The sequence below is a fragment of the Enterococcus sp. FZMF genome (genome assembly GCF_030263915.1).
In the GTDB taxonomy this organism is placed as follows: Bacteria; Bacillota; Bacilli; order Lactobacillales; family Enterococcaceae; genus Enterococcus_D; species Enterococcus_D casseliflavus.
The window spans coordinates 2,719,460-2,741,727 of sequence record NZ_CP127160.1; the positions used below are offsets into that span (position 1 = coordinate 2,719,460).

Below are 22,268 nucleotides of genomic sequence, written 5' to 3' on the forward strand. Positions count from 1 at the left end.
GAAGCTTTTGTTATTTTTAAAGAAAGCAAGCCTCATAAAAAAAGAGTCTAAGGTTTCTTGCCCCCTAGACTCTTCTTTCTATCCGAATGGAACTCAATCATTGGTTTCGTTTATTTCCAAAAATCATCAAAAATCGTGACTGGCAAGTGGCGTTTGTGTTGCGTTTTGTTCCACCAGTTTTCAATGGTTTGTTGGGCTTCAGCCGAAATTTCCTTGCCTTCTAAATAGTCATCGATGTCGTTGTAGGTCACTCCTAAAGCTGCTTCATCTGCCACTAAAGGTTTGCCATCTTCCAAGTCCGCAGTTGGGACTTTTGTATACAACGCTTCTGGCGCGCCTAAGTATTGCAAGAGTTGACGGCCTTGGCGTTTATTCAAACGAAACAGTGGTAAAATATCGGCTCCGCCATCCCCGTACTTCGTAAAGAAGCCGGTGATGTTTTCCGCAGCATGATCTGTTCCCAGAACAGCCCCTGCTTTTTCACCCGCAATAGCATATTGCGTGATCATCCGTTGACGGGCTTTGATATTGCCTTTGTTAAAGTCGGAAACCGCTAACCCTGCTTCTTCCACCGCTTGTACTTGCGCATCGACGGCGGCTTTGATGTTTACCCGCAGCTCAATGTCTGGTTGGATAAACGCTAGCGCTTTTTTGGCATCTTCTTCGTCTGCTTGTTCCCCATAAGGTAAGCGTACCCCTATGAACTGATAGTTAGGATTCCCAGTTTCGCTGCGCATTTCCTCCATCGTCAATTGCGCAAGCCGTCCAGCTAACGTCGAATCTTGTCCACCACTGATCCCCAAGACAAACGTATGCAAGAACGGATTCTTTTGCAGATACGCCTTTAAAAAATCAATACTCTTACGAACTTCTTCTTTCGGGTCGATGGTCGGTAAGACTCCTAATTCTTTGATAATTTCTTGTTGCATGGTCATAGAAACGCCTCCTCTTATTTTTTGAAGCAGCTGACTGATCCTAGGACCAGCGCAGTTGCGGATTACAAAATCGCGCCATTGGTTTGTTTGCGTACTTTTTCAATCGTGCGCATTTTATGATCCCAGCATTCTTGCGAAAGATCGACTGGGTATTTCTGTGGATTCAAGTCACGTTTGTACTCGTCCCAAAGGGAATCCAAGCAATTCGTCGCATAGGCTTTGATGTGTTCTAAGTCAGGCACTTGATACACTTGCTGGCCATCCACAAAGATGTCTTGCAATAATGGTCGCGCATCAAAGTTCGTCACTGTTTTGTTGATAAAGGTATGAACAGGATGGAACATGAACAGTTCGTCTTCTGCTTGTGGATTTTCTTCCCATAGCGTGACATAATCGCCTTCTGACTTGCCGTCAGATTTACGGGTGATCCGCCAAACTTGTTTTTTCCCAGGAGTCGAAACCTTTTCAGCATTGCTGGATAATTTGATGGTGTCGATCATTTCTCCCTGCTCATTTTCGATGGCCACCAGTTTATAAACCGCGCCTAATGCCGGTTGATCGTAAGCGGTGATCAGCTTGGTGCCGACACCCCACACATCGATTTTCGCCTTTTGCATTTTCAAGCTTAGAATCGTATTTTCGTCTAGATCATTGGAAGCATAGACTTTGGCTTCCGTGAATCCCGCTTCATCCAGCTGTTCACGGACTTTTTTCGAGATATACGCCATATCGCCGCTGTCGATCCGCACACCTAAGAAATTGATCTTATCCCCCATCTCTTTGGCCACACGAATCGCATTTGGCACACCTAAGCGCAATGTATCATAGGTATCGACTAAGAATACGCAATCTTTGTGGGTTTGGGCATACGCCATAAATGCATCATAGTCATTGCCGTAGGATTGCACGAGGGAATGGGCGTGGGTTCCGCTGGCTGGGATGCCAAAAATCTTCCCTGCCCGCACATTACTCGTCGCATCTGCTCCGCCAATATAAGCCGCTCGGGTCCCCCAAATGGCTGCATCCAATTCTTGTGCCCGTCGTGAACCAAATTCCAACAAGGGATCCGTGCCGATCACGGATTTGATGCGGGCCGCTTTCGTGGCGATCAGTGTTTGGAAATTGACCATATTCAGTAACGCCGTTTCGATCAACTGTGCTTGTGCCAACGGCCCTTCTACTTGAATGATCGGTTCATTGTTGAAGACTAAATCGCCTTCTAACGCTGAACGAACGGTACAAGCAAACTTGAACTCCTTTAGATACTCTAAAAAGGCTTCTGGATAGCCGCCGATTTCTCGCAAGTAGGCAATATCCGTTTCTGAAAAGGATAAATCGTTCAAATAGTCGATCAATCGTTCCAGACCGGCAAAGATCGCATAGCCGTTTTCAAAAGGCATGTCACGGAAATAGCATTCAAACACCGCATTACGATCGGCTCTGCCTAACTCCCAATAGGTTTGCATCATGTTGATTTGGTAGAGATCGGTGTGCAGCGTCAAGCTGTCATCTTTAAATAATTTCTGCATGTTCTTACTCCCTCTAGCTTACTTCTTCTCATTATAGCAAAAAAAACACAAAAGACAGAAAATCTTGTTTTTTCAAAAAAAAGTTGGGTTTTTGCTAGTACAAGGCAATCCATCTGAGAACAAATTGCTCAAAAGCATGGGTCAGCCTCCTACTTATTGGCGCATCATTCCTGCGCGCGTATAAGCTCGCCCCTTTGTTCAACGTTTGATTGCTCTTGAAACGTGCATGTCCCAACTTCTTTCAACTACTATTCTTTCACAGGCAATTGAACAAGAATGACATCTTTCCTCGGTTTAGAAAAGGTGATGCCTCTTGCTTCCATTTCTTTACGAATATTAACATTGACGGTCACGTCTTTGCGATCGACCTTCAGCAAACGATGAATCGCTGTGTCGACTTCTTCCCGACTGATTTTCTTTTTATTGTTGATCAATACTAAAGAAATCGTATCAAAACTATCCACATAGAGAATCTGCGTCCGATCAAGCGAGTACAATTTATAGTATTTGATCGCTATTTTGTCGAATAGATACTTGGAGATGTTCGGGTAAAAAGTTTCCATATTTAGATTTTGGTTTACTGGGGTTTCAATCAACTTCATGCACAACATCCTCTCTCGAAACTAATTCTGTTAAAATAAAGCGGCCAACACCGCCGTCTTCCGCGCGCTCAATGGTTCGATCACAAACTGCTTTGATCGCTGGGCTGGCATTTGCTACAGCCAAAGAAACATCCACCGCTTCAAACATCGCAAGGTCATTTTCACCATCACCGATCCCGTAGCTTTTGGCAACGGGAAAAGCTTCTAAAAAGGAACGGATCGCGGCACCTTTGGTCGCCAATGGATCAACGATCTCCAGTGTTTGGACAAAGGATTGAAAAATCGCAGCCGTTTCTGATTGGATCATCTCCCGCAGCCGTTCTCTTTTTTCGTCTGACGCTTCCATCAGTTCGATTTTGATGACCTTTATCTCTGGATGTTCCTTCATAAACTGCAGCACGTCGTCTTTATGAAGACATTCGTTGTAAAAGAACTCATATTTGTAGTCAGCGATGATTTGTCCTCGCTCCCCTAACTCCGCGAGTAACTGCTTGCGGCTTTCTTGAAACTGCGCTTCATACAAATGCGCTTGTGGGGAAATGATGCCATGGTCAGTATGTAAGAAATAAAAAACCTCTTCTGTTTCTAAGATACCAATCACTTGCGCCAATGTCTTATAGGGCAAGGTATGCGTCAAAACAGGCGCTTCTCCTTTTACCATCAGACCAGCGCCGTTTCCAAAAATCACATCGCAAGAAAGGCCTTCTTCCGCCATCATATCTTGAACAAGCTCAAATCCTCGCCCTGTGACAAACACAAAGTGATCCCCTTGGGATTGCAAACAACGGATGGCTTCTTTATTGATCTCATGAATCGGGTGCCCCATTTCTTGGAACGTCCCATCAATATCAGAAAAAACTATTTGCATCTTATCTTCCTTTCTTTGTTATAATTATAGCACATTTTAAAAAACGCAAAAAAATTTTCTTGACTTTGTCGTTACGTCAACCTTTAGGATACAGGTGTAAGGAGGGAAAAGCCGATGGAATATACGATCAGTGCCTTAGCTAAACTGTCAGGAGTCAGCAGCCGTACCCTGCGGTATTATGATCAGATCAAGTTGTTACAACCGCAACGCACCAACTCAGCTGGTTACCGTATCTACGGGAGACAGGAAGTCGATCGCCTACAGCAGATTTTATATTTTAAGTCTTTTGGGCTGTCATTAGAAACGATCCGCGGAATCTTGGATGAGCCACAAGAATCGATCCAAACGGTCTTGTTGCAGCATTACCAACAGCTTTTACAAGAGCGAGCAGCCCTGGACAGTCTTTTGACCACCTTGGCGCAAACAATTGATTATTATGAAGGAGAAAAGACGATGACCGATCAAGAGAAATTCAGTTATTTTAAGGAACAAAAAATTCGTGAAAACGAAGCGAACTACGGTGCCGAATTACGAGAAGCCTACGGTGAGGAAATCATCGAACAAAGCAACCAAAAGTGGCAGCAGATGACCCAAGTCGATTATCAAGCACTGACCGACAACGAAAACCGCTTGTTGCAGCTGATAAAAGAGCTATTGAATGAAAAGGAAAGGAAACGAATCCCTTCTGACAAAGCCGAAAAGGCTTTTGCTGCGCATCAAGCATGGCTTAAACAAGCAGCGCCCTTTTACTCAGCAGAATATCACCGATCTTTAGGGGAAATGTACGTTCAAGACGAGCGTTTTACCGCCTATTACGATCAAAAAGCAGGCGTCGGCAGCGCGCAGCTGTTGAAACAGATCATTGACCATTACACCAAATCCCATTAAAAAAACGATGCGCAAGCACTGCCCGCTCAGGGGCACTGTTTGCGCATCGTTTCGTCTGTAGCTATCGTTTGATGAACTCATAGGGCATGCGATAGTTGCCGCTTTTTTCCATTACCGCCAATTGGACGGCGGTCTCCCCGCAAGCTTGCAAGTGATGATCGATCGTTGAAAGCTGCAGCAGCTCGCTGATGTATAGATTGTCCCGTCCAATCACGAGCCATTCTCCCGGCGCCTGCGACTGGATCCCAGCAGCAACATGATCCCCATTGGTGAAAATCGCTTCGACTCCTTTATCTGCAAAATAAGCAGCCGCTTCTTTGCCATCTTCTTCCTTCAAACAATCCCAAAAAATCAAGTCTTCGGAAAAGGTCGAAAAATAGTCATGAGCCAAACGGACCGTGATTTTTGAATTGCTGCTGAGCTTGCGGCTACGTCCCAATGTCACGCCGATTTTCTGGATGCCTTGTTCCTTAAAATACGTGAAGACCTCCTTGATCGATTCCTCTCGATCGATATAAGTGCAGCCGTCAGTCAAATACGAGATATTTTCACAAAAGACGATGCGCCCGTATGAACGATAAGGCAATAAGGTTTCGATCGGATTCGCCCGCGAGGTAATGATCAAAGCATCAAAGCTTTTCGCCGCAAATTCTTGCAAATATGCTTCCTCTACTTGCGGATCATAGTTCGTGGCTAAAAGAGTCACCTTATAGCCACGAGCAAACGCTGCTGTCGTGATGCCGCTCAATAATCGATCAAAATAGGGATGATTGACAAACGGCAGGATCACGCCGATGTTTTTGGTTTTGCCGACACTTAATGCCCGCGCCGTGTAATTTGGAATATAGTTGACCTCTTCCATGACAGCCAGGATCTTACGACGCTTTTCTTCACTGACATAAGGATTGTTATTAATGACTCGTGAAACCGTTGAGACCGAATAGCCGGTCAAGCGTGCAATATCCCGAATGTTTGCCATGACTCACTGCTCCTTAAACGAATAATTGTTCTTTCATATAGTCTATCACACTTAACCCACATGTATAAAATTCATAGTAATCGTTGTGATGGATAAATCCGATGCGCTGAGACCCGAAGTGTTCATCACACGTCAAGTGACTGATCTCATCCACAGGAATTTCTACTAACCGTTCTTGAAAGAACCCTTTTGGCTTCGTCAATACCAGTTGTTGCCCATCAAATGCCAACTTCACATAACAACATTCCGCACCATTTTTCTTCATGTATGTATTCATGTTTCCATCCCGCCTTCCTTTTTATAAATCAAGCATACTGTATGAAACGCGTCTCAGAGCAAGTCATTTGTTTCACTTTTTGACAAAAACCGATCGCCCTTCATGTGAATCACTTCGCATATTTTGCTTTTGTTGGTACAATAAAAAGAGAACAGTGCGAAAAAAAGCGCTATTTTTTAAGGAGGACCGCAAAGTGACATTAGAAGAAGCTTTTTTATTAGACACCTTGCGTTGCCGCTTCAAATTTTTAAGAGAAGAACGCGGATTGAGCCCAAAAGAAGTATGCCAGCATCTCGATGTGTCTTACCCCGATTACACCTTATACGAAGCAGGCGATCGCTTACCCGATGTATTGACGCTGCTACACGCAGCTTCCCTCTATAATGTTTCTGTCGATTACTTATTAGGACAGACAGAACGACCAGAACGGTATTTATGCTAACAATCGACTTTATCGAAAAAACGATCAAATGGTCGTTTTTTCTTTTGCCTCTTTCCCACTTTTCATCGATTAGCAACAATTGTTATCTAATCAAATGAAAAAAATCAAATCATGCGGTTCTTCTTGAAAAAAAATGATAGAATAAACCATCATACATAGAAGGAGTTCAAACAAACATGACCTATGCACTAGAACTAACCGATTTACGCAAAGTCTATGCTACCGGCGTTGAAGCGTTGCGGGGCATAAATTTGACGGTGGAAGAAGGCGACTTTTATGCCTTGTTAGGCCCAAACGGCGCTGGAAAGTCCACCACCATCGGCATTATCACCTCTCTTGTCAATAAATCTTCGGGAAGCGTCAAAGTCTTCGGCTACGATTTAGACAAAGAATTGGTCCAAGTCAAACAACAGATTGGTCTGGTTCCCCAAGAATTCAATTTCAATCCCTTTGAAACGGTCCAGCAGATCGTCGTCAATCAAGCTGGGTATTATGGTGTCCCCCGCAACGAAGCCATCAAGCGCAGCGAAAAATACTTGAAGCAGTCGAATTTGTGGGAAAAACGCAATGTTCGTGCGCGGATGCTGTCAGGCGGGATGAAACGCCGTTTGATGATTGCTCGTGCCCTGATGCATGAACCACGGCTATTGATTTTGGATGAACCGACGGCAGGTGTCGATATCGAATTACGGCGGGAAATGTGGAGCTTTTTGCGGGAATTGAACCAAAAGGGCACAACGATCATTTTGACGACCCATTATTTAGAAGAGGCGGAAATGCTTTGCCGCAACATCGGGATCATCCAATCTGGTGAACTGATCGAAAACACCAGCATGAAGTCCTTATTGGCAAAACTGCAATTTGAAACCTTTCTTTTTGATATCGCACCGATCAAGCAAGCACCAACGATCACTGGGTATCCGATCCAAATGGAAGATGAACAGACCATCGCTGTTGAAGTCGCTCGAGATCAAGGCGTCAACGATCTTTTTGCCCAATTCAGTCAGCAAGGGATCAATGTCCTCTCCATGCGCAACAAATCCAATCGCTTGGAAGAACTATTTTTGAAAATCACCGAAGAATCACACGAAGCGGAGGAAAACCATGTTTAGTCTTTATTTTACAGCCTTAAAAAGTTTAGCGGTCAAAGAGACCAACCGCTATTTACGGATTTGGGTGCAGACCCTCGTCCCACCCGTCATCACTACTTCCTTATACTTTATTATCTTTGGGAAAATGATCGGCAGCCGCATCGGCGAAATGGGCGGCTTTTCTTATATGGAATTTATCGTTCCTGGGCTGATCATGATGTCGACGATCACTAGTTCTTACTCTAACGTGTCATCTTCCTTCTTTTCACAGAAGTTTCAAAAAAACATTGAGGAACTCTTAGTGGCGCCGGTCCCTACCCACGTCATCATTTGGGGCTTTGTCTTTGGCGGACTTGGCCGTAGTATCTTGGTGGGCACATTGGTGACCATCATTTCCCTTTTCTTCGTCCCATTACATGTTTATTCTTGGGTCATCGTTGTCTTAACCCTTGTCATGACCGCCATCTTATTTTCATTAGCAGGGTTGCTAAATGGGATCTTCGCCCAATCCTTTGACGATGTTTCCATCGTGCCAACCTTTGTTTTACAACCATTGACCTATCTTGGAGGCGTCTTTTACTCCATCAGCATGCTGCCGCCAATTTGGCAAACGATCTCCAAAGTCAACCCGATCGTGTATATGATCTCTGGTTTCCGTTACGGCTTTTTGGGCACCATCGATGTCCCGATTTTCCTCTCCATCGGTATTTTGGTCTTGTTCATTGTCGTCTTATACAGCGTATGCTGGTACTTGATCCAAAAAGGCCGCGGGCTGCGTAGTTAATTACAAAGAAAAAAAGATGAACTTCGTTAACGAAGCTCATCTTTTTTCTTTTATTAGGCATTCAAGACGACTTTTTCCAGCAATGCACCGGCTTGGTGTCTGCCTTCTAAATCAGTACTTCCAGAAAATTGTTGCACGCGATCCATGTTGGTGATCAAAACGATCACCATGGTTTCTTTGCCTTGCTGCTTGATAAACGGCAGATCCATTTGTGCCAGTTTGGTTTGCGGAGTGACTTGCTCCCCAGCTTTGACAAAGACTTCAAAGCCTTGACCGCCAAGGGAAACTGTATCGATCCCCATATGCACAAGAACTTCCACGCCGTTTTGAGTTTTGATCCCAACGGCATGTTTTGAAGGGAACACAGTGGTGACTTCGCCACTGACTGGTGCAAAGATTTGGCCATCTTGTGACTCGATGGCATAGCCTTCTCCCATCATTTTCGTTGAAAAAACTTCATCTGGTACATCTTCTAATGGGACGTATTCACCATGGGTCACGGCATGCAGATCCACTTCGTTGGTGTAACGATCGCCTTCTGCTGCTTGATTTGGTACCAAGAACCAGCTCATGGCAAAAGATAAGCCGATCGCCAAGATGATCCCTAGAACGGCGTAGATAAAGTATTCCCCGATATAGGCTGGCAAACTAAAGATACTTGAAAGAATGTACCCATAAATACGAACACCGAAGAAACTGATGAAGGCAGAAGCCACAGAACTACCAACCGTTGCAGCGATAAAGGCTTTTTTATACTTCGACAAAATCCCGAATAACGCAGGTTCCGTGATCCCTAACAAGCCTGAAACCGCCGAAGATAGAATGATCGATTTTTCTTCTTTGGTTTTGACTTTGAAATAAATAGCTGCTGTTGCGCCGGTGATTGCCATATTTGCCATAAACATCATTGGCATCAGCATATCATATCCTTGATTGGCAAAGTTTTGCAAAGCGATCGGGGTCATGGCATGATGCAGTCCCGTGAAGATTGCGATTGGTCGAATCGCCCCTACCACGATTCCTGCTAAGACAGGCGAGATAGTGAATAATCCAGCCACGCCAGCAGCCAATAAGTTTCCTAGATGGATACTGATTGGGCCAATGACCGTTAATGTCAAGATACCAGCGACAAACAACGAAATCGTCGGTGTAAACACGGTACGCAGCACTTGGGGTAAGAGTTTATCGACCCAACGGTAAATATAACTGAGCGCCAGCACGGCAAAGATAATGGGAATCACTGTCCCTGCATAGTTAAAGACGGGTACTGGCAAGACGCCGAACAAACGAAAGGCGGAAATGCTCCCTTCGGCTACCGCATTGGTCATCGTTGGAAATTGCAGCGTTGCCGCGATTGCGATCGCTAAATATTGATTGGTTTTAAAAATCCGAGCGGCAGAAGCAGCAACAAAAAATGGCAAGAATGTGAATACGCCGCTCGCGATCATGTCGATCACTAAATAGGTATCTGTTTGATTAGAGATGACATTCAATGCTACCAATCCAGCCATCAATCCTTTGATCATTCCTGCGCCAGCGATAGCTGGAACGATCGGACCAAAAACGCCAGAAACGGTATCCATAAATAAGGAAACGGCTCCTTTTTTCTCTGATGTTTCCCCTTGGTTCGCTCCATCAAGTCCTAATTCTTTGGCTAAAGGTGCATAATAATCAGCAACATCCGTTCCTATCACTACTTGCAGCTGATTGCTTTGATATTTTGTTCCTACGACTTTGGGTGTTTTTTCTAACGCCGCATAGTCGACTTTTTTCTCATCCTTTAAATCAAAACGCAAGCGAGTCATACAGTGCCATGCATTGTTGATATTGTCTGATCCGCCAACATCTTTAATGATCTGTTTTACGATGTCTTCTTTGGTCATCTTTTTTTCCCCCTGTTGTTTGCTAACGGTCCTGATCCTTTTGACGGGCGCCCTTTCAGGTGTTTCCGTTTTCACACACATAGTAGCATGCTCACACAGACTTGTAAAACCAGTCCTTTTTTGATAAAACCAGAATAAAAACGCTATATATCAACGTTTTATTATAAAATAGGCAAAAATTGGACTGGTTTTATGGTGTATATCCAGTTTTTATTAGACCAAATTGACAGCGGCTGCCAAGCATGTTTCAATGGCTATAGCAACTAGAGACAAAAATTGGAGTGAATGAAATGACACCAACGATCATCACCGACGTCAAAGCCTTTGCGATCAAACCTGATCGTCATAACCTTGTTGTCGTTAAAGTAGAAACGAACAAAGGCGTATCTGGGTTAGGTTGCGCAACCTTCCAGTTTCGCCCACTAGCCGTAAAAACCGTCGTTGACGAGTATTTACGCCCCCTCTTACTTGGCCGCGATGCCAATCAAATCGAAGATCTTTGGCAAGTGATGAATGTCAATTCTTACTGGCGGAATGGTCCGATCACCAACAATGCCATCTCAGGAGTCGACATGGCTTTATGGGACATCAAGGGACAATTAGCCGATATGCCATTGTATCAACTGTTAGGTGGAAAAGCGCGTACGGCGATTCCCGCCTATACCCATGCCGTGGCAGATAATCTCGAAGACCTTTATCAAGAAATCGATCGCTTCTTGGCTGAGGGGTATCGCTATATCCGTTGCCAATTAGGCTTTTATGGTGGAAATCCTAGCCAACTGCAAACACCCGATCAGCCCATCGCTGGTTCCTATTTTGATCAAACAGACTACATGGACACAACACTGAAAATGTTTGCTGCGATCCAAGAACGATACGGCAATCAATTTCAAATGCTGCATGACGTGCATGAACGGCTGCATCCAAACCAAGCGATTCAATTTGCAAAAGCCGCTGAGCCTTTCAATCTCTTTTTCCTAGAAGATATTTTGCCGCCGGATCAAAACAAGTGGTTGCAACAACTCCGCAGCCAGTCGGCGACCCCGATCGCGACCGGCGAATTGTTCAATAATCCGATGGAATGGCAAGAGCTAGTCAAAAATCAACAGATTGACTTTATGCGTGCCCATGTCTCACAAATCGGTGGGATCACGCCAGCATTGAAATTGGCTCACTTCTGCGATGCGATGGGCATTCGGATCGCTTGGCACACGCCGTCTGATATCAGCCCTGTCGGCTTAGCCGTCAACACCCATCTAAATATCCATCTCCACAATGCCGCGATCCAAGAAACGATTGCGATCCCAGCAAATACCCAGTCGGTCTTTGGTGGTAGTCCACAACCTGAAAACGGCTATTTTTATCCCATCGAGAAAAGTGGGATCGGAATCACGTTCGATGAAGCAGCAGCTTCGGAATTTCCCGTGGTTTACCGTCCTCATGAATGGACCCAGAGCCGTACACCAGACGGCACTTTGATCACTCCTTAAACACAACAAAAGACATCCCCTGTCCAATCGACAGGGGATGTCTTTGTTCTCTCTGGGTAAAGACGACGCAACTGGCACATTTGCTTTCCTAAAAATCAATCGATGCGTGAGCGATGGATCTCACGGTCAAAGGGACGGATGTAGGTCACGGCATAATCAATGGCAACGATATTGCTGAACTCATACACGCGGCCGTCTTCTAAAATCGCCCGATTGCTGATCTGCATTGCCGGTGTTCCCCGCTTGCACAATAAAATACCCGATTGCGCGGTCGATGTGGTGATGGGGGTATAGCTTGTGATGTAGTGGGAAATGCGGTATCCGCAGCTTTCGACATAGCGTTGGATCGAGTGCTCCACGATTTCTTGTGTCAATTCGGGAAATAGGCTGACGGGCAATTTAGACGTTTCCAGCTGTTCGATTTTGTAATTGACGATCCGCACTCGTTCAAAGGTCCAGACTTCCTCGTCTGGGCCTGTTTGGAAAATCTGCTGTTCATCCAACGTTGCTGCCGCCTTATTCAAGGAAATCATTTTGGAATGGATGCGGTCATAAGGGGTGCGGGTCAAGGAATTAAAGATCATTGGATTTTTGACCCATTTTTCATGGATAAAAATCCCTGAACCTTGAACCACTTTGACGATCCCGATCTCTTCAAGGTTTTTGATTGCTTGCTGGATCGTAAACCGAGAAACACCATAGGTTTGCGCAAGAGTTCTTTGGTTGGGTAGTTTGCCGGCAGAAAATTCTTCCTGATAGATTTTACTCAACAGATCTTGTACGATAAATTCACGTTTTTTCATAACGGCTCCTTCATTTGAGCGGGAGCGATCTCGCTCATGGACCAACTGCAAGCCTTCATATCGATACGACCACTGGCTTTGAAGACCACCCCTTCATCGACGAGTGCTGCTTTTCGCACATTGGCGGAGGGACCAACTAAGACGCCATCTGCCCGCACGACACGATGGGCAGGGACATCCTGAGGGCTCAAGCGCATCGCTCGACCGACTGCTCGCGCGCCGTTGATTTGTCCCAATTTCCACGCAATCTGACTATAGGAGACGACTTTACCAAAAGGGATCTGCCGCGCCAGCGCATAGACTTCTTCATAGAATGGATTCATACTGTTCGCTCCTTCTTTGATTCTTTCTATCATAGTACTGGATTCCCTGCCAATAGTAAATGAACAGACGCAACTTTAGCAATAGCCATACAAACACTCGATTCCTTCTCTAGCAAGCCAAGAACGAATCGAGTAGTCATTAGTTTGGAAAATCAAAGTAGGTTTTCGCATTGTGATAAGAGATATCTGCGACGATCTGCCCTAAATATATTTCATCTGCTGGTAGTTGTCCGTCTTCTACCCATTCACTGATCACCTGACACAAAATCCGCCGGAAATACTCGTGGCGTGGATAAGACAAAAAGCTGCGAGAATCCGTCAGCATGCCGACGAAGTTTCCAAGAATCCCGCCTTCTGCTAGGGTCGTCAACTGATGCCGCATACCAGAATACGTATCATTGAACCACCAAGCAGAGCCTAATTGCAGCTTGCCTTTGCTCTCTTCTTGGAACGCCCCCATCAGCGCAGTCAACACTGGATAATCTTTGGGGTTCAGTGAATACAAAATCGTCTTTGGCAGTAAGCTTTCCGCCTGAAGCTGCGCCAATGTCCGACTTAAGCCGCTCGCTAGACGGTCGTCCCCCATCGCATCACCGCCGCTATCAGGTCCTAGTTGTTGGAAAAGTTTTTGATTGTTGTTGCGAGTCGCCATCAGATGCAATTGCGCGGTCCAGCCTTGCTTCGCGTATTGGCGCATCAAGTCAATCAGCAAGCCGGTTTGAAACTGTCTGATTTCTTCATTAGTCAGTGTCCCAGTGGTCAAACGCTTCTGAAAAATCGCTTCAAGTGCAGCGGTATCGTAGGCTTCCTCTCCAAGACGTGACAGACTGTGATCTGCTAAACGACAGCCCCGTTGCTGGAAGTAAAAAATACGCACGGTCAATGCTTCAACCAGCGTTTGATAGCTAGTGATTTCTTTGCTCGCAGCTGCAGCCAATTGCTTAAGGTATGCTGGAAATTCTGAATTCTGCAGATTAATTGCTTTGTCAGGACGAAAGGTAGGATACACAGCAAAGGATTCTTCTGCCAGCTTTTGATGATACGTCAACGAATCAATGGGATCATCCGTCGTACAGATCACCTCAACGGCCATCTTTTTGATCAGCCCTCGTGGTGAAAATTCCTTCGTCTGCAACTGTTGATTAGCTTTTTCCCAAATGCTTGCTGCATTGGCTAGTGTCAACCGCTCATCAATACCAAAGATTCGCTTCAATTCCAAATTGGTCCAGACACATAATGGATTGCCAATGCAAGCCTCCAAGGTCTGCGCCCAAGCACAGAATTTTTCGTAGTCATCAGCATCGCCAGTGATCAAAGATTCTGCAACACCATTGGCTCGCATCAAGCGCCATTTGTAATGGTCCCCCGCCAGCCACGCTTGGGTCAGATTGGTGAAGTTTTGGTCTTCGAAAATCTCTTTCGGATCTAAATGGCAATGGTAATCAATGATCGGCTGCTTTTTTGCATACCCATGGTATAACTCTTTGGCAAAGCTGTTTTTCAAAATAAAATCGTCAGTTAAAAACATTTCTTCGCTCCTTTTCTTAACGCCCCACGCTCTTGTCGATGGCTTCCCACAACCCTAATAAGTAGGAAGCGCCGATCGCCCGATCATATAAGCCATAGCCTGGACGTCCCGTTTCTCCCCAGATCATTCGCCCATGATCTGGTCGAATATAGCCGTCAAAGCCATTTTTGTACATCGCTTCTAGGATCTGATACATGTCTAACGAGCCTTCAGAGGAGAGATGCGGTGCTTCATAAAAGTCTTTGTCATTGCCCAAGTATCGAATGTTACGAACATGGGCAAAAGGAATTCGATCCCGGCGACAAAACTCAGCCAAAATCTCATAGACATTATTGGCTGGGTCTTCGGCGATACTGCCAGTACAAAGTGTGATACCATTTGACGGACTGTCGACCACGTTACAGACCCAATCCAGATCATCACGGTTTTTAACGATACGCGGCAGACCAAAAATCGAATAGGGAGGATCATCTGGATGAACAGCCATCTTGATGCCGACCTCTTCGCAGGTGGGAATGATGACTTTTAGGAAATAAGCAAAGTTTTCTCTTAATTTGTCATCATCGACATCCTTATACGCAGCAAACAATTCTTTGACATGAGCCAAACGTTCTGGTTCCCAGCCTGGCAAGGTATAGCCAGAGCTTGACTCCTCAACTTCTTTGACGATCTCTTCTGGGTCTTTGTCGATCCCTGCTTTTTCAAATGCCATCGTAGAAGAACCATCGGCTAAGCGATAATCGAGATCCGTTTTGATCCAATCAAAAATCGGCATAAAATTATAGCAAATCACTTCGATCCCGTATGCTGCCAAATTACGAATCGTTTCTTTGTAGTTTTCGATATACAGGTCTCTCGAAGGCAAGCCAATCTTGATGTCATCATGAATATTGACACTTTCGATCACCTTCAGAGAAAGTCCAGCTGCTTCGACTTCTTCCACGAGCGCCTTGATCCGTTCTTTGGGCCAAACTGCCCCAGCAGGCAAATCAAAGAGTGTACCGACGATGCCTTTCATCCCAGGAATTTGACGGATATCTGCTAATTTGATTTTATCGTATTCTTTTCCATACCAACGAAATGTCATTTCCATTTTTTATTCGATCCCTTCTACTGTTTCATGTAATGTTTTACGGACTGCGCCGGTTCCTGTTAGCATCTTAGCGAACAAGTGACCAACGTTTTCAGCGATTCCTGCTTGATAGAGATCCAACCCGAAAATCTGCGGATTTGCTAAGATTGGGCGAATGATCCCTTGAACATCGGCGGCTGTCCCTAACTGACACTCCCGTAAAATCTCTTGCAATTCTGCTAAGAGGGGATCAGGACTTGGGACAAATGGATGGCCTTCATCATCGATCGCTAAGAGATAACGCAACCAGCCAGCAATCGCTAAGGGAATGAAAGTCAGCTCAGAAGCCGAGCCTTCTTTCTCCACATACTTTTTGATGGTTTCGCCAAAACGGATGGCGATTTTCTGTGAGGTGTCTGCGGCGATCCGCTGTGGGGTGTCAGGAATCAGCGGATTCGGTAAACGAAGACCGACCACCTCATCGATAAATTTCTTTGGCTGAATGATCTCAGGATCTTCCACTACCGGTAAGCCTTCACGATAGCCGATTCCTTTGATCAAAGCGACAATATCTGGATCGGTCATTTCCGCAGCAATGGATGTATAGCCGAGTAAACAGCCGAACAAACTCATTGCCGTATGCAGTGGATTCAAACAAGTTGTGACTTTCATACTATCGGTTTTGTCTACGATCTCTCGACTCGTCAAGATCACCCCTGCTTTGTCTAAATTCGGGCGACCGTTCGGGAAATCATCTTCAATCACCAAGTAATGAGTCGCCTCTGTGTTAGCAAACGGAGCGATCGTCGTTCCTTTATCGGTCCGGATGACTGGCAACTGCTGAATGCCAGCTGCTGCTAATTCTTCTGCAACTGCTGTTGAAGGATTTGGCGTAATCCGATCGATCATTGACCACGGAAACGTCACTTGCGCGTTGTTTTCTAAGTATCGAACAAACGCTTCTGAAACATGCCCCAGCTTTTGCCACTCTTTTGCGATGGTGACAATCGCCGCTTGGAAACGGAGCCCATTTTGCGAAAAATTGTCGGTAGAGACCATAGCGATCGGAAGAGCCCCTGATTGAAAACGATCCCATAAAAAGCTAGCCAAAATGCTCATTGTATGGTTAACCTGATGAGGACCCGCAGCGAGATCCGCTTGGACGACAGGCAAAAAATTCCCCTGACTGTCTTTTAAGCCATAGCCTTTTTCTGTGATTGTTACGGTGACCAATTGTAGTGACGGCTCACGAAATACTTTGCGTATATGCTCATAACTCGCAGTGCGGGAAGGATGGCAATAATAACTAGCCGCCGTTGACTGGAGCAATTTTTTCTCCAACCGTCCCCCTTCGTGCATGATCACTTCTAAAATGTCATTCTCGTAAGGCGCGTACACTTGATCGATCACTTGTTCATCAAAGGTTTCACACACTACGATTCCTTTTGACAACGCTTGTTGATCGATCAACGTTTGGGCTACTTCTGCGTGAAATGCCCGATACAAATTTCCCCCACCAAAGTGTAGCCATTGAAACTGAGTATCTGATTGATCCCTCACTTCTTTGGGAACGACCGGCATCGTAACTCCTGCCTGCTTCAAGGCAGCAAAATCAAACATCCTACTTCCTCCTTTTTCTTAAAACTGATATATTAGTATTCTAGTTCATTCCATACTGAATTGCAAGCCTTTACAAAAGGTTATTCAACTTATATACTAGTTTTATTACTCAAAACTATCCCTAGGCACCTTCCTTCAGAGTTTTTCTTTCGAAGGGAATTGAATGCCTGATAAAGAAAGAAGCGTTTATGTTGAACCCTACAAATTTTCAATCACAAGCTTATGAATCAATCAAAGAGTTGATCTTAACCGCCAAGCTGATTCCCGGTCAAAAAATATCTGAAAAGGAATTGGAGCAACGGCTAACCATCGGTAGGACGCCGATCCGTGAAGCAATTATTCGTCTGCGCCGTGAAGCACTGATCCATGTCGTTCCCCAAAGCGGCACCTATATTTCTAAAATCAGCATCAAACAAATTGAAGAAGCTCGTTTTGTCAGAGAGACGCTTGAAAAAGAAGTATTCGTAGCTGCCTGCCAAGCCGTTACAGAAGAACAGCTGAAAGAACTAGAAAAACTCGTTATTTTGCAGCGGACCTATGCCCAATTGAAGGATGAAATCGAATTTTTCCAACTTGACGAGGCCTTCCATCAGTTGATTTATAAAATCGCCGACAAAGAGAATGTCTGGAATTGGCTACAAACGATCAATCTGCCTTTAAATCGCTTCCGCTTCTTACGTTTAGAGGTGGAGGAATTGTCTTGGGAAATTATTTTGCGGGATCACGAAGAAATCTTAGCCACTTTAAAAGAAAAAGACCAAGCCAAAATTGCTCCCTTGGTCGGACAACACATTGATGTCATTGATAACGATCTGATTTTTGTGGAAAAAGCCTTTCCCGATTACTTTACGGAGTAAGCTATTTGAAAATCATGGACCTTAAAAACCACCCTCATCGAGTAGATAGCCTACTAGACGAGGGTGGTTTCATATGCTGAACAAGCGAGAATACGCTCATTCGATCGGGTGATAACTAAAACCTTGCCCCAGTACTTCTGAGACATTATTGACGATCACAAATGCTTTTGGGTCAATAGTCTCAATGATTTGTCTGATCTGCATAAACTCTTGGTCGCTGGCAACGATCAGCAGCACTTGCTTGTCGGCTTGCTGGTAACCACCTTGGGCAGCTAACAGGGTCGCACCCCGAGCTGTTTTATCAAAGACCGCTTCTCGAATCTCATTCACGTGGTTCTCACTTAAGATCATGATAGATTTCTTTCGGTTAAAGCCGGTTTCAATGTAGGTCATCACACCAGAGGTGATCACGATCGATAAGATCGCAAACAAGAACTCTTCAAACCCGAAAACGAACAAGTTCATGGAAACAACGATCGCATCGGTCGCCAGCAAGCCGATCGCTGGATTCAAATTAAAGTATTTCTTGAAAATCAGCGGTGGAATCGTTGTGCCGCCGCTGGAAGACTGATTCTTGTACAAAATCGCTACTCCTAAAGCAAAAATCGCACTGCCAAAAATCACGGAAAGCAGCCGATCTTCGGCAACCATATATTCTGGGACTAAAGCAATTGCTACTGGAAAAGCAAAACTACCATAAAGGACTTTCAAAAAAGGCCCCTTCCCTAAAAAGGCATAGGCAAGAATAAGCATGAGAATATTCAAGACCATGATTACAGCCGCTCGATCCCAACCGAGTGCTGATTCTAATAAAATACCGATTCCGCTGACACCGCCAGCTGCCACATGATGTGGTCCCAAAAATAAATTGATGCTTGCCGCTAACAAGAAAAGTGCTGCGGTGATTTTTCCATAGGTTTTCAGAATTGTCATTTGTTTCCTCTTTTCTCTGTCATTTACACGGTTTATTCAAGCTGCTTTGCAGCCATTCTTACTCCTCACTATACGCCCATTTGATGTCACCGACAAAATTTATGTTTAGCCAGAGGGAATAACCGGAAATCTGTTGGCTGATTGCCTGATTCAATCGTTCTCGCAAGGGATCTTGCTGACCTACTGTATCGAGAGGAGTTGCAGGTAAAATCACTACATCTAATTCCACAATGACTTGATTACCGACTTTGGCGGTACGTAACACAAAGTCCACCACTTCTTCTGCGCGCAATTCTTTTTCAACGATCGTCATGATGGTCTCCCGCAGTTCTTCTTTTGGAGTAGAAGAAGTCAATTCTAAAATCGCTGCTTTCAACTCTTTTATCGAAAGCTGGATAAAGAACAAGGTGATCCCGATGGAGATGATTGGGTCGACATACATCGCAAAATTCCCATAGGGACTGGCTTGGATCAGCCAGGACACAAGAAATGAACCGACGACACCCAGACTAAAGAAAAAGCCGAAACGCCATTGTTCTAGTTCCACCCAATAAAAGGGATGGGTCAGTGGTTTCTTTTTTAAGTACAAGTAAAAAGAGAAACAGTAGATCGTACCAACCAGCGAGAAATACAAACCGATTGGATCAATCATGCCATCACTGACGTGTAATAAACTAAAAGCAGACTCAATGATCCCATAAATTGAGATCAGCAGGATGATACTATATTGAATAAATACCACTAATGGCATCAATGCCTCTTTACCGAATGGGAAACGTTCAAAATCTTGGGCTTGGATATATTTTGCCACGTACAAAGCAATCAGTGACATCACTGCACCAATCAATGTATAGACCCCATCTAACAAGAGGACGTTATAACTGACCAGCAACCCAAAAAGCAAGGCACCGCCACCATAGATACTCCCAGCGACAATCGATGCCAACAAAAGCTTGCGTATTTTTTTCTTTTCACTCATGATATTCCTCATCTTTCACAAAAAAACTATTCTTTTGATTGCGTTCTTCTATCTATAAGCCTATCTTCCCATATAAATAACATGAAAAACAGTCAATTTTTTCATACAAAGCGGAAAAAAATAGTGTTGCTGTCAATCATTCACTCTATTCTCTAATGACGTATATACGGTTTTCCTCTTCCTCTCTTTTTACATTCTGGTGTAAATCCCCTTGACTACACAGATTGATTCCCTTATCATCAAGGGTAACCATATTCAATCAGAATTTTCAGAATATTCCGTTATATTTTTCATGACGGCGATTCATTGGAAGACAGGGAGGATGAAGAGAGTGAAAGAAACAAAACAAGTCCCATGGACAGGAGAACCAAATCAACGTGCGATCAACTATTTGAATGAAGAAGGCAAAGTGATCGTTTGCCCAACCAAAGTCGGCTATATCATTGCCGTCTCTGATAAAAAAGGGCTGGAACGCAAGTTTTCAGCAAAGAATCGCAAGCGTAACAAACCAGGCGTCGTTCTTTGCAGCTCATTGGAACAGCTACATGAATTAGCCGAATTAAATGCGGAAACCGCCGCCGTTTACGAAACTTGCTGGAACAATGACGTGTTATTCGGTGCGATTTTGCCTTGGAAAGAATCAGGAAAAGCCTATATCCCAAACGATGGTTCAGAAGAATTGATGACGGACGTTCGGGGAACCAGCTGTTTTGTGATCAAATTCGGTGTCCCTGGTGAGCAGATTTCAAAAGAACTTTGGGATCAGAAAAAGAAATTGCTTTTCGCCAGCTCAGCGAACCCTTCAGGCAAAGGAAACCGCGGACTTGTTGAAGGGATCGGCGAACAAATCGCGCAAGAAGCCGATCTAATCATTGAAGGCAACGACTATGTTGCATCGATCCAACCAGACAAAACACTGGAAACCCGCTATGAGCAAGGAGTCATGGTTTCTTTCGTTGATAAAGACGGCAACTTGATCCCTGAGCAAGGAGACCAACGCTCCATCACTCCCGCACCTGTCTTGATCCGTAAAGGACTCGATGTTGAAAAAATCCAAATGTACCTTTCTGATCACTTCAACTCATGGGACTATCACCACGGGGAGTACTATTGATCTTTCATCATCAACAAAGAACCGAAGAACCAGCTAGCTGCCCTCCTTTTCAAGGAGAACCGCTCAGCTCGTTCTTCGGTTTTTCTATCGTGTTTCTTTCAAAAGCTGAATGATCTCTGCCTGCTGTTTGATGATCGTATCTTGTTGCTTGATTTTAATCCAGTTTTGATCAATTTGGATAGCTGCACCGAGATCTTTGTAACTTAGTTTGGGGATCTCCATGAACAGTCCGCGGTGTGCAGCTAAGTCATTAAAGATCTGGACAGACAGACCATCACTCAATTCATGGATCTCTTTTTCTTCAAGATATTGGTTGATCAGATTTTCTACAGTCAAACGCTTTTTTCGTTTCTTGCCTTGTGTGCCATTCGAATTTTCGGATTTCTTGTTCGTACCAAACATTTTTGTTCTCCTTTCGTTAGGTCATCCTTTCTCCATTTTGTGATTCCGTGTCTCTTCTTCAGTGACCAAAATGAAATCGAGCGAAACCTACATGCGAATATTTTGTCATAAAACAGCATTACAATCTACATTTCATTGTTTTTAACGATAAAAAAAGAGGGATGAATTACGATCTGGTTTTATCTGTCTTAGAATTCCAACTTTATTTCTGCTATAATACCCTCATAAACACATAGGAGGTACTCGATGAAAAAGCATTCCTCAATTGCTTTCTAGGGGACGACGCCAATGACAGTGACTTTGGACTACACTTACTGCTGGGTTGTGGGCTGCCGCAACACAGTGCTTAGCACAATACGAAAAAACTAAGCGTGGTACTGATTGCGAAATCGCATGAAGCTGGAAGCAGAAGTAATCGTTACGGACGGTGAATGTGTCCCTAGCCAAAGAAGCCTGATGAAGAACGAACGGAACCCTTTTCTCTCAAAAGAAATCATTCTTTTGGAGGAAAGCAAAATGAGAAAAGATGAAAATACGACCTTTGTTTGTAAAAACTGCAGTACGCCTGTGGCACCCTTGACCAATGGTTCTTACCGCAACCATTGTCCCCAGTGTCTCTACTCGTTACACGTGGATATTCGCCCGGGTGATCGTCAAAATACTTGTCATGGCTTGATGCGACCGATTGACTATCGCCAACATTCCAAAAAAGGCTATCAGCTGCTGCATGAATGCACCCGCTGCAAAAACCAGCAGTGGAATATCGTGGCACAGGATACGCAACAGCCAGACCATTTTATTGAGTGGTTGACTCAAACCGCTGCGTATCACTAAAAAACCAAAGAAGACCATGCTTAAGGCTGGTCTTT

23 protein-coding genes are annotated in these 22,268 nt (G+C 44.6%); 8 read left to right on the forward strand and 15 right to left on the reverse strand.

The genetic code is table 11. The features are described 5' to 3' along the window. Window positions 1-110: 110 nt before the first annotated feature. The 4 genes from nadE to QN079_RS13290 all read right to left on the reverse strand — a co-directional run bounded on the left by nadE (window position 111) and on the right by QN079_RS13290 (window position 3,934). Window positions 111-935 (reverse strand): NAD(+) synthase, encoded by an 825-nt coding sequence (gene nadE / locus QN079_RS13275; protein ID WP_010749896.1) that lies wholly within the window; start codon window positions 933-935, stop codon window positions 111-113. Window positions 936-997: 62 nt separating this feature from the next. Next, window positions 998-2,464 (reverse strand): nicotinate phosphoribosyltransferase, encoded by a 1,467-nt coding sequence (locus QN079_RS13280; RefSeq protein ID WP_005228507.1) that lies wholly within the window; start codon window positions 2,462-2,464, stop codon window positions 998-1,000. A 248-nt stretch (window positions 2,465-2,712) separates the two neighbouring features. Then, window positions 2,713-3,066 (reverse strand): DUF1827 family protein, encoded by a 354-nt coding sequence (locus tag QN079_RS13285; RefSeq protein ID WP_010749898.1) that lies wholly within the window; start codon window positions 3,064-3,066, stop codon window positions 2,713-2,715. Next, the gene (locus QN079_RS13290) at window positions 3,053-3,934 is read right to left on the reverse strand and encodes an HAD-IIB family hydrolase (RefSeq protein ID WP_289229920.1); all 882 of its coding nucleotides are present in this window, start codon (window positions 3,932-3,934) and stop codon (window positions 3,053-3,055) included. The genes QN079_RS13285 and QN079_RS13290 overlap by 14 nt, the downstream gene beginning before the upstream one ends. Window positions 3,935-4,048: 114 nt before the next feature. Between QN079_RS13290 and QN079_RS13295 the strand changes: the two genes are divergently transcribed. Beyond that, window positions 4,049-4,822: a MerR family transcriptional regulator gene (locus QN079_RS13295; protein ID WP_289229921.1), complete on the forward strand. Its 774-nt coding sequence runs from the start codon at window positions 4,049-4,051 to the stop codon at window positions 4,820-4,822. Window positions 4,823-4,883: 61 nt separating this feature from the next. Here QN079_RS13295 and QN079_RS13300 read toward each other — a convergent pair whose 3' ends face one another. Both QN079_RS13300 and QN079_RS13305 read right to left on the reverse strand, forming a co-directional pair. Continuing rightward, window positions 4,884-5,801 carry a LacI family DNA-binding transcriptional regulator gene (locus QN079_RS13300; protein WP_289229922.1) on the reverse strand — a complete coding sequence of 306 codons (918 nt, stop codon included), beginning with the start codon at window positions 5,799-5,801 and terminating at the stop codon, window positions 4,884-4,886. Between the two features lie 13 nt (window positions 5,802-5,814). After that, window positions 5,815-6,078 (reverse strand): hypothetical protein, encoded by a 264-nt coding sequence (locus QN079_RS13305; protein WP_289229923.1) that lies wholly within the window; start codon window positions 6,076-6,078, stop codon window positions 5,815-5,817. Window positions 6,079-6,271: 193 nt separating this feature from the next. Between QN079_RS13305 and QN079_RS13310 the strand changes: the two genes are divergently transcribed. The 3 genes from QN079_RS13310 (at window position 6,272) to QN079_RS13320 (ending at window position 8,395) form a co-directional block, all read left to right on the forward strand. After that, window positions 6,272-6,520, forward strand: a complete 249-nt coding sequence (locus QN079_RS13310; RefSeq protein WP_005234115.1) for a helix-turn-helix domain-containing protein — start codon at window positions 6,272-6,274, stop codon at window positions 6,518-6,520. 176 nt (window positions 6,521-6,696) lie between these two features. Further along, the gene (locus QN079_RS13315) at window positions 6,697-7,632 is read left to right on the forward strand and encodes an ABC transporter ATP-binding protein (protein ID WP_005228500.1); all 936 of its coding nucleotides are present in this window, start codon (window positions 6,697-6,699) and stop codon (window positions 7,630-7,632) included. Then, window positions 7,625-8,395 (forward strand): ABC transporter permease, encoded by a 771-nt coding sequence (locus tag QN079_RS13320; RefSeq protein WP_005228499.1) that lies wholly within the window; start codon window positions 7,625-7,627, stop codon window positions 8,393-8,395. The genes QN079_RS13315 and QN079_RS13320 overlap by 8 nt, the downstream gene beginning before the upstream one ends. Window positions 8,396-8,448: 53 nt before the next feature. On the opposite strand, the gene QN079_RS13325 is transcribed toward QN079_RS13320, so the two are convergent. Beyond that, on the reverse strand, window positions 8,449-10,278 hold the full coding sequence (locus tag QN079_RS13325; protein ID WP_289229924.1) for a glucose PTS transporter subunit IIA: 1,830 nt from the start codon (window positions 10,276-10,278) through the stop codon (window positions 8,449-8,451). Window positions 10,279-10,568: 290 nt separating this feature from the next. Between QN079_RS13325 and QN079_RS13330 the strand changes: the two genes are divergently transcribed. Beyond that, a complete protein-coding gene (locus QN079_RS13330) occupies window positions 10,569-11,768 on the forward strand; it encodes an enolase C-terminal domain-like protein (RefSeq protein WP_010749903.1) in 1,200 nt (399 codons plus the stop codon). A 95-nt stretch (window positions 11,769-11,863) separates the two neighbouring features. Here the strand turns inward: QN079_RS13330 and QN079_RS13335 are convergent, their stop codons facing one another. From QN079_RS13335 to QN079_RS13355, 5 genes are all read right to left on the reverse strand, one after another. After that, a complete protein-coding gene (locus QN079_RS13335; protein ID WP_289229925.1) occupies window positions 11,864-12,571 on the reverse strand; it encodes a GntR family transcriptional regulator in 708 nt (235 codons plus the stop codon). Continuing rightward, window positions 12,568-12,894 (reverse strand): MGMT family protein, encoded by a 327-nt coding sequence (locus QN079_RS13340; RefSeq protein WP_005228493.1) that lies wholly within the window; start codon window positions 12,892-12,894, stop codon window positions 12,568-12,570. The genes QN079_RS13335 and QN079_RS13340 overlap by 4 nt, the downstream gene beginning before the upstream one ends. A gap of 139 nt (window positions 12,895-13,033) precedes the next feature. Beyond that, a complete protein-coding gene (uxaC, locus tag QN079_RS13345) occupies window positions 13,034-14,422 on the reverse strand; it encodes a glucuronate isomerase (RefSeq protein WP_289229926.1) in 1,389 nt (462 codons plus the stop codon). 16 nt (window positions 14,423-14,438) lie between these two features. Next, window positions 14,439-15,515 carry a mannonate dehydratase gene (gene uxuA / locus QN079_RS13350; protein ID WP_289229927.1) on the reverse strand — a complete coding sequence of 359 codons (1,077 nt, stop codon included), beginning with the start codon at window positions 15,513-15,515 and terminating at the stop codon, window positions 14,439-14,441. Between the two features lie 3 nt (window positions 15,516-15,518). Further along, entirely contained in the window at window positions 15,519-17,114 is a 1,596-nt protein-coding gene (locus QN079_RS13355) for a mannitol dehydrogenase family protein (protein WP_289229928.1), read from the reverse strand. Window positions 17,115-17,302: 188 nt separating this feature from the next. Between QN079_RS13355 and QN079_RS13360 the strand changes: the two genes are divergently transcribed. Next, on the forward strand, window positions 17,303-17,971 hold the full coding sequence (locus QN079_RS13360) for a GntR family transcriptional regulator (RefSeq protein WP_151195146.1): 669 nt from the start codon (window positions 17,303-17,305) through the stop codon (window positions 17,969-17,971). A 96-nt stretch (window positions 17,972-18,067) separates the two neighbouring features. Here QN079_RS13360 and QN079_RS13365 read toward each other — a convergent pair whose 3' ends face one another. Both QN079_RS13365 and QN079_RS13370 read right to left on the reverse strand, forming a co-directional pair. Beyond that, entirely contained in the window at window positions 18,068-18,904 is an 837-nt protein-coding gene (locus QN079_RS13365; RefSeq protein ID WP_005234105.1) for a YitT family protein, read from the reverse strand. Between the two features lie 58 nt (window positions 18,905-18,962). Further along, window positions 18,963-19,883: a cation efflux transmembrane domain-containing protein gene (locus tag QN079_RS13370; protein ID WP_015510258.1), complete on the reverse strand. Its 921-nt coding sequence runs from the start codon at window positions 19,881-19,883 to the stop codon at window positions 18,963-18,965. Window positions 19,884-20,205: 322 nt separating this feature from the next. Here QN079_RS13370 and QN079_RS13375 point away from each other — a divergent pair, with 322 nt between their 5' ends. Beyond that, window positions 20,206-20,997, forward strand: coding sequence for an L-threonylcarbamoyladenylate synthase (locus QN079_RS13375; RefSeq protein ID WP_186366373.1), 792 nt, complete (start codon window positions 20,206-20,208; stop codon window positions 20,995-20,997). A gap of 84 nt (window positions 20,998-21,081) precedes the next feature. Here QN079_RS13375 and QN079_RS13380 read toward each other — a convergent pair whose 3' ends face one another. Next, window positions 21,082-21,399, reverse strand: a complete 318-nt coding sequence (locus QN079_RS13380) for a hypothetical protein (protein ID WP_144771324.1) — start codon at window positions 21,397-21,399, stop codon at window positions 21,082-21,084. Window positions 21,400-21,915: 516 nt separating this feature from the next. On the opposite strand from QN079_RS13380, the gene QN079_RS13385 reads away from it, so the two are divergent. Beyond that, the gene (locus QN079_RS13385; protein WP_170927546.1) at window positions 21,916-22,233 is read left to right on the forward strand and encodes an RNHCP domain-containing protein; all 318 of its coding nucleotides are present in this window, start codon (window positions 21,916-21,918) and stop codon (window positions 22,231-22,233) included. Window positions 22,234-22,268: the final 35 nt, after the last annotated feature.

What these genes read in the sequence shown, in the direction of transcription:
- nadE (WP_010749896.1), bottom strand. Translation starts at nt 935, where the DNA reads ATGACCATGCAACAAGAAATTATCAAAGAATTAGGAGTCTTACCGACC.
- QN079_RS13280 (WP_005228507.1), bottom strand. Translation starts at nt 2,464, where the DNA reads ATGCAGAAATTATTTAAAGATGACAGCTTGACGCTGCACACCGATCTC.
- QN079_RS13285 (WP_010749898.1), bottom strand. Translation starts at nt 3,066, where the DNA reads ATGAAGTTGATTGAAACCCCAGTAAACCAAAATCTAAATATGGAAACT.
- QN079_RS13290 (WP_289229920.1), bottom strand. Translation starts at nt 3,934, where the DNA reads ATGCAAATAGTTTTTTCTGATATTGATGGGACGTTCCAAGAAATGGGG.
- QN079_RS13295 (WP_289229921.1), top strand. Translation starts at nt 4,049, where the DNA reads ATGGAATATACGATCAGTGCCTTAGCTAAACTGTCAGGAGTCAGCAGC.
- QN079_RS13300 (WP_289229922.1), bottom strand. Translation starts at nt 5,801, where the DNA reads ATGGCAAACATTCGGGATATTGCACGCTTGACCGGCTATTCGGTCTCA.
- QN079_RS13305 (WP_289229923.1), bottom strand. Translation starts at nt 6,078, where the DNA reads ATGAATACATACATGAAGAAAAATGGTGCGGAATGTTGTTATGTGAAG.
- QN079_RS13315 (WP_005228500.1), top strand. Translation starts at nt 6,697, where the DNA reads ATGACCTATGCACTAGAACTAACCGATTTACGCAAAGTCTATGCTACC.
- QN079_RS13320 (WP_005228499.1), top strand. Translation starts at nt 7,625, where the DNA reads ATGTTTAGTCTTTATTTTACAGCCTTAAAAAGTTTAGCGGTCAAAGAG.
- QN079_RS13325 (WP_289229924.1), bottom strand. Translation starts at nt 10,278, where the DNA reads ATGACCAAAGAAGACATCGTAAAACAGATCATTAAAGATGTTGGCGGA.
- QN079_RS13330 (WP_010749903.1), top strand. Translation starts at nt 10,569, where the DNA reads ATGACACCAACGATCATCACCGACGTCAAAGCCTTTGCGATCAAACCT.
- QN079_RS13335 (WP_289229925.1), bottom strand. Translation starts at nt 12,571, where the DNA reads ATGAAAAAACGTGAATTTATCGTACAAGATCTGTTGAGTAAAATCTAT.
- QN079_RS13340 (WP_005228493.1), bottom strand. Translation starts at nt 12,894, where the DNA reads ATGAATCCATTCTATGAAGAAGTCTATGCGCTGGCGCGGCAGATCCCT.
- uxaC (WP_289229926.1), bottom strand. Translation starts at nt 14,422, where the DNA reads ATGTTTTTAACTGACGATTTTATTTTGAAAAACAGCTTTGCCAAAGAG.
- uxuA (WP_289229927.1), bottom strand. Translation starts at nt 15,515, where the DNA reads ATGGAAATGACATTTCGTTGGTATGGAAAAGAATACGATAAAATCAAA.
- QN079_RS13355 (WP_289229928.1), bottom strand. Translation starts at nt 17,114, where the DNA reads ATGTTTGATTTTGCTGCCTTGAAGCAGGCAGGAGTTACGATGCCGGTC.
- QN079_RS13360 (WP_151195146.1), top strand. Translation starts at nt 17,303, where the DNA reads ATGTTGAACCCTACAAATTTTCAATCACAAGCTTATGAATCAATCAAA.
- QN079_RS13365 (WP_005234105.1), bottom strand. Translation starts at nt 18,904, where the DNA reads ATGACAATTCTGAAAACCTATGGAAAAATCACCGCAGCACTTTTCTTG.
- QN079_RS13370 (WP_015510258.1), bottom strand. Translation starts at nt 19,883, where the DNA reads ATGAGTGAAAAGAAAAAAATACGCAAGCTTTTGTTGGCATCGATTGTC.
- QN079_RS13375 (WP_186366373.1), top strand. Translation starts at nt 20,206, where the DNA reads ATGAAGAGAGTGAAAGAAACAAAACAAGTCCCATGGACAGGAGAACCA.
- QN079_RS13380 (WP_144771324.1), bottom strand. Translation starts at nt 21,399, where the DNA reads ATGTTTGGTACGAACAAGAAATCCGAAAATTCGAATGGCACACAAGGC.
- QN079_RS13385 (WP_170927546.1), top strand. Translation starts at nt 21,916, where the DNA reads ATGAGAAAAGATGAAAATACGACCTTTGTTTGTAAAAACTGCAGTACG.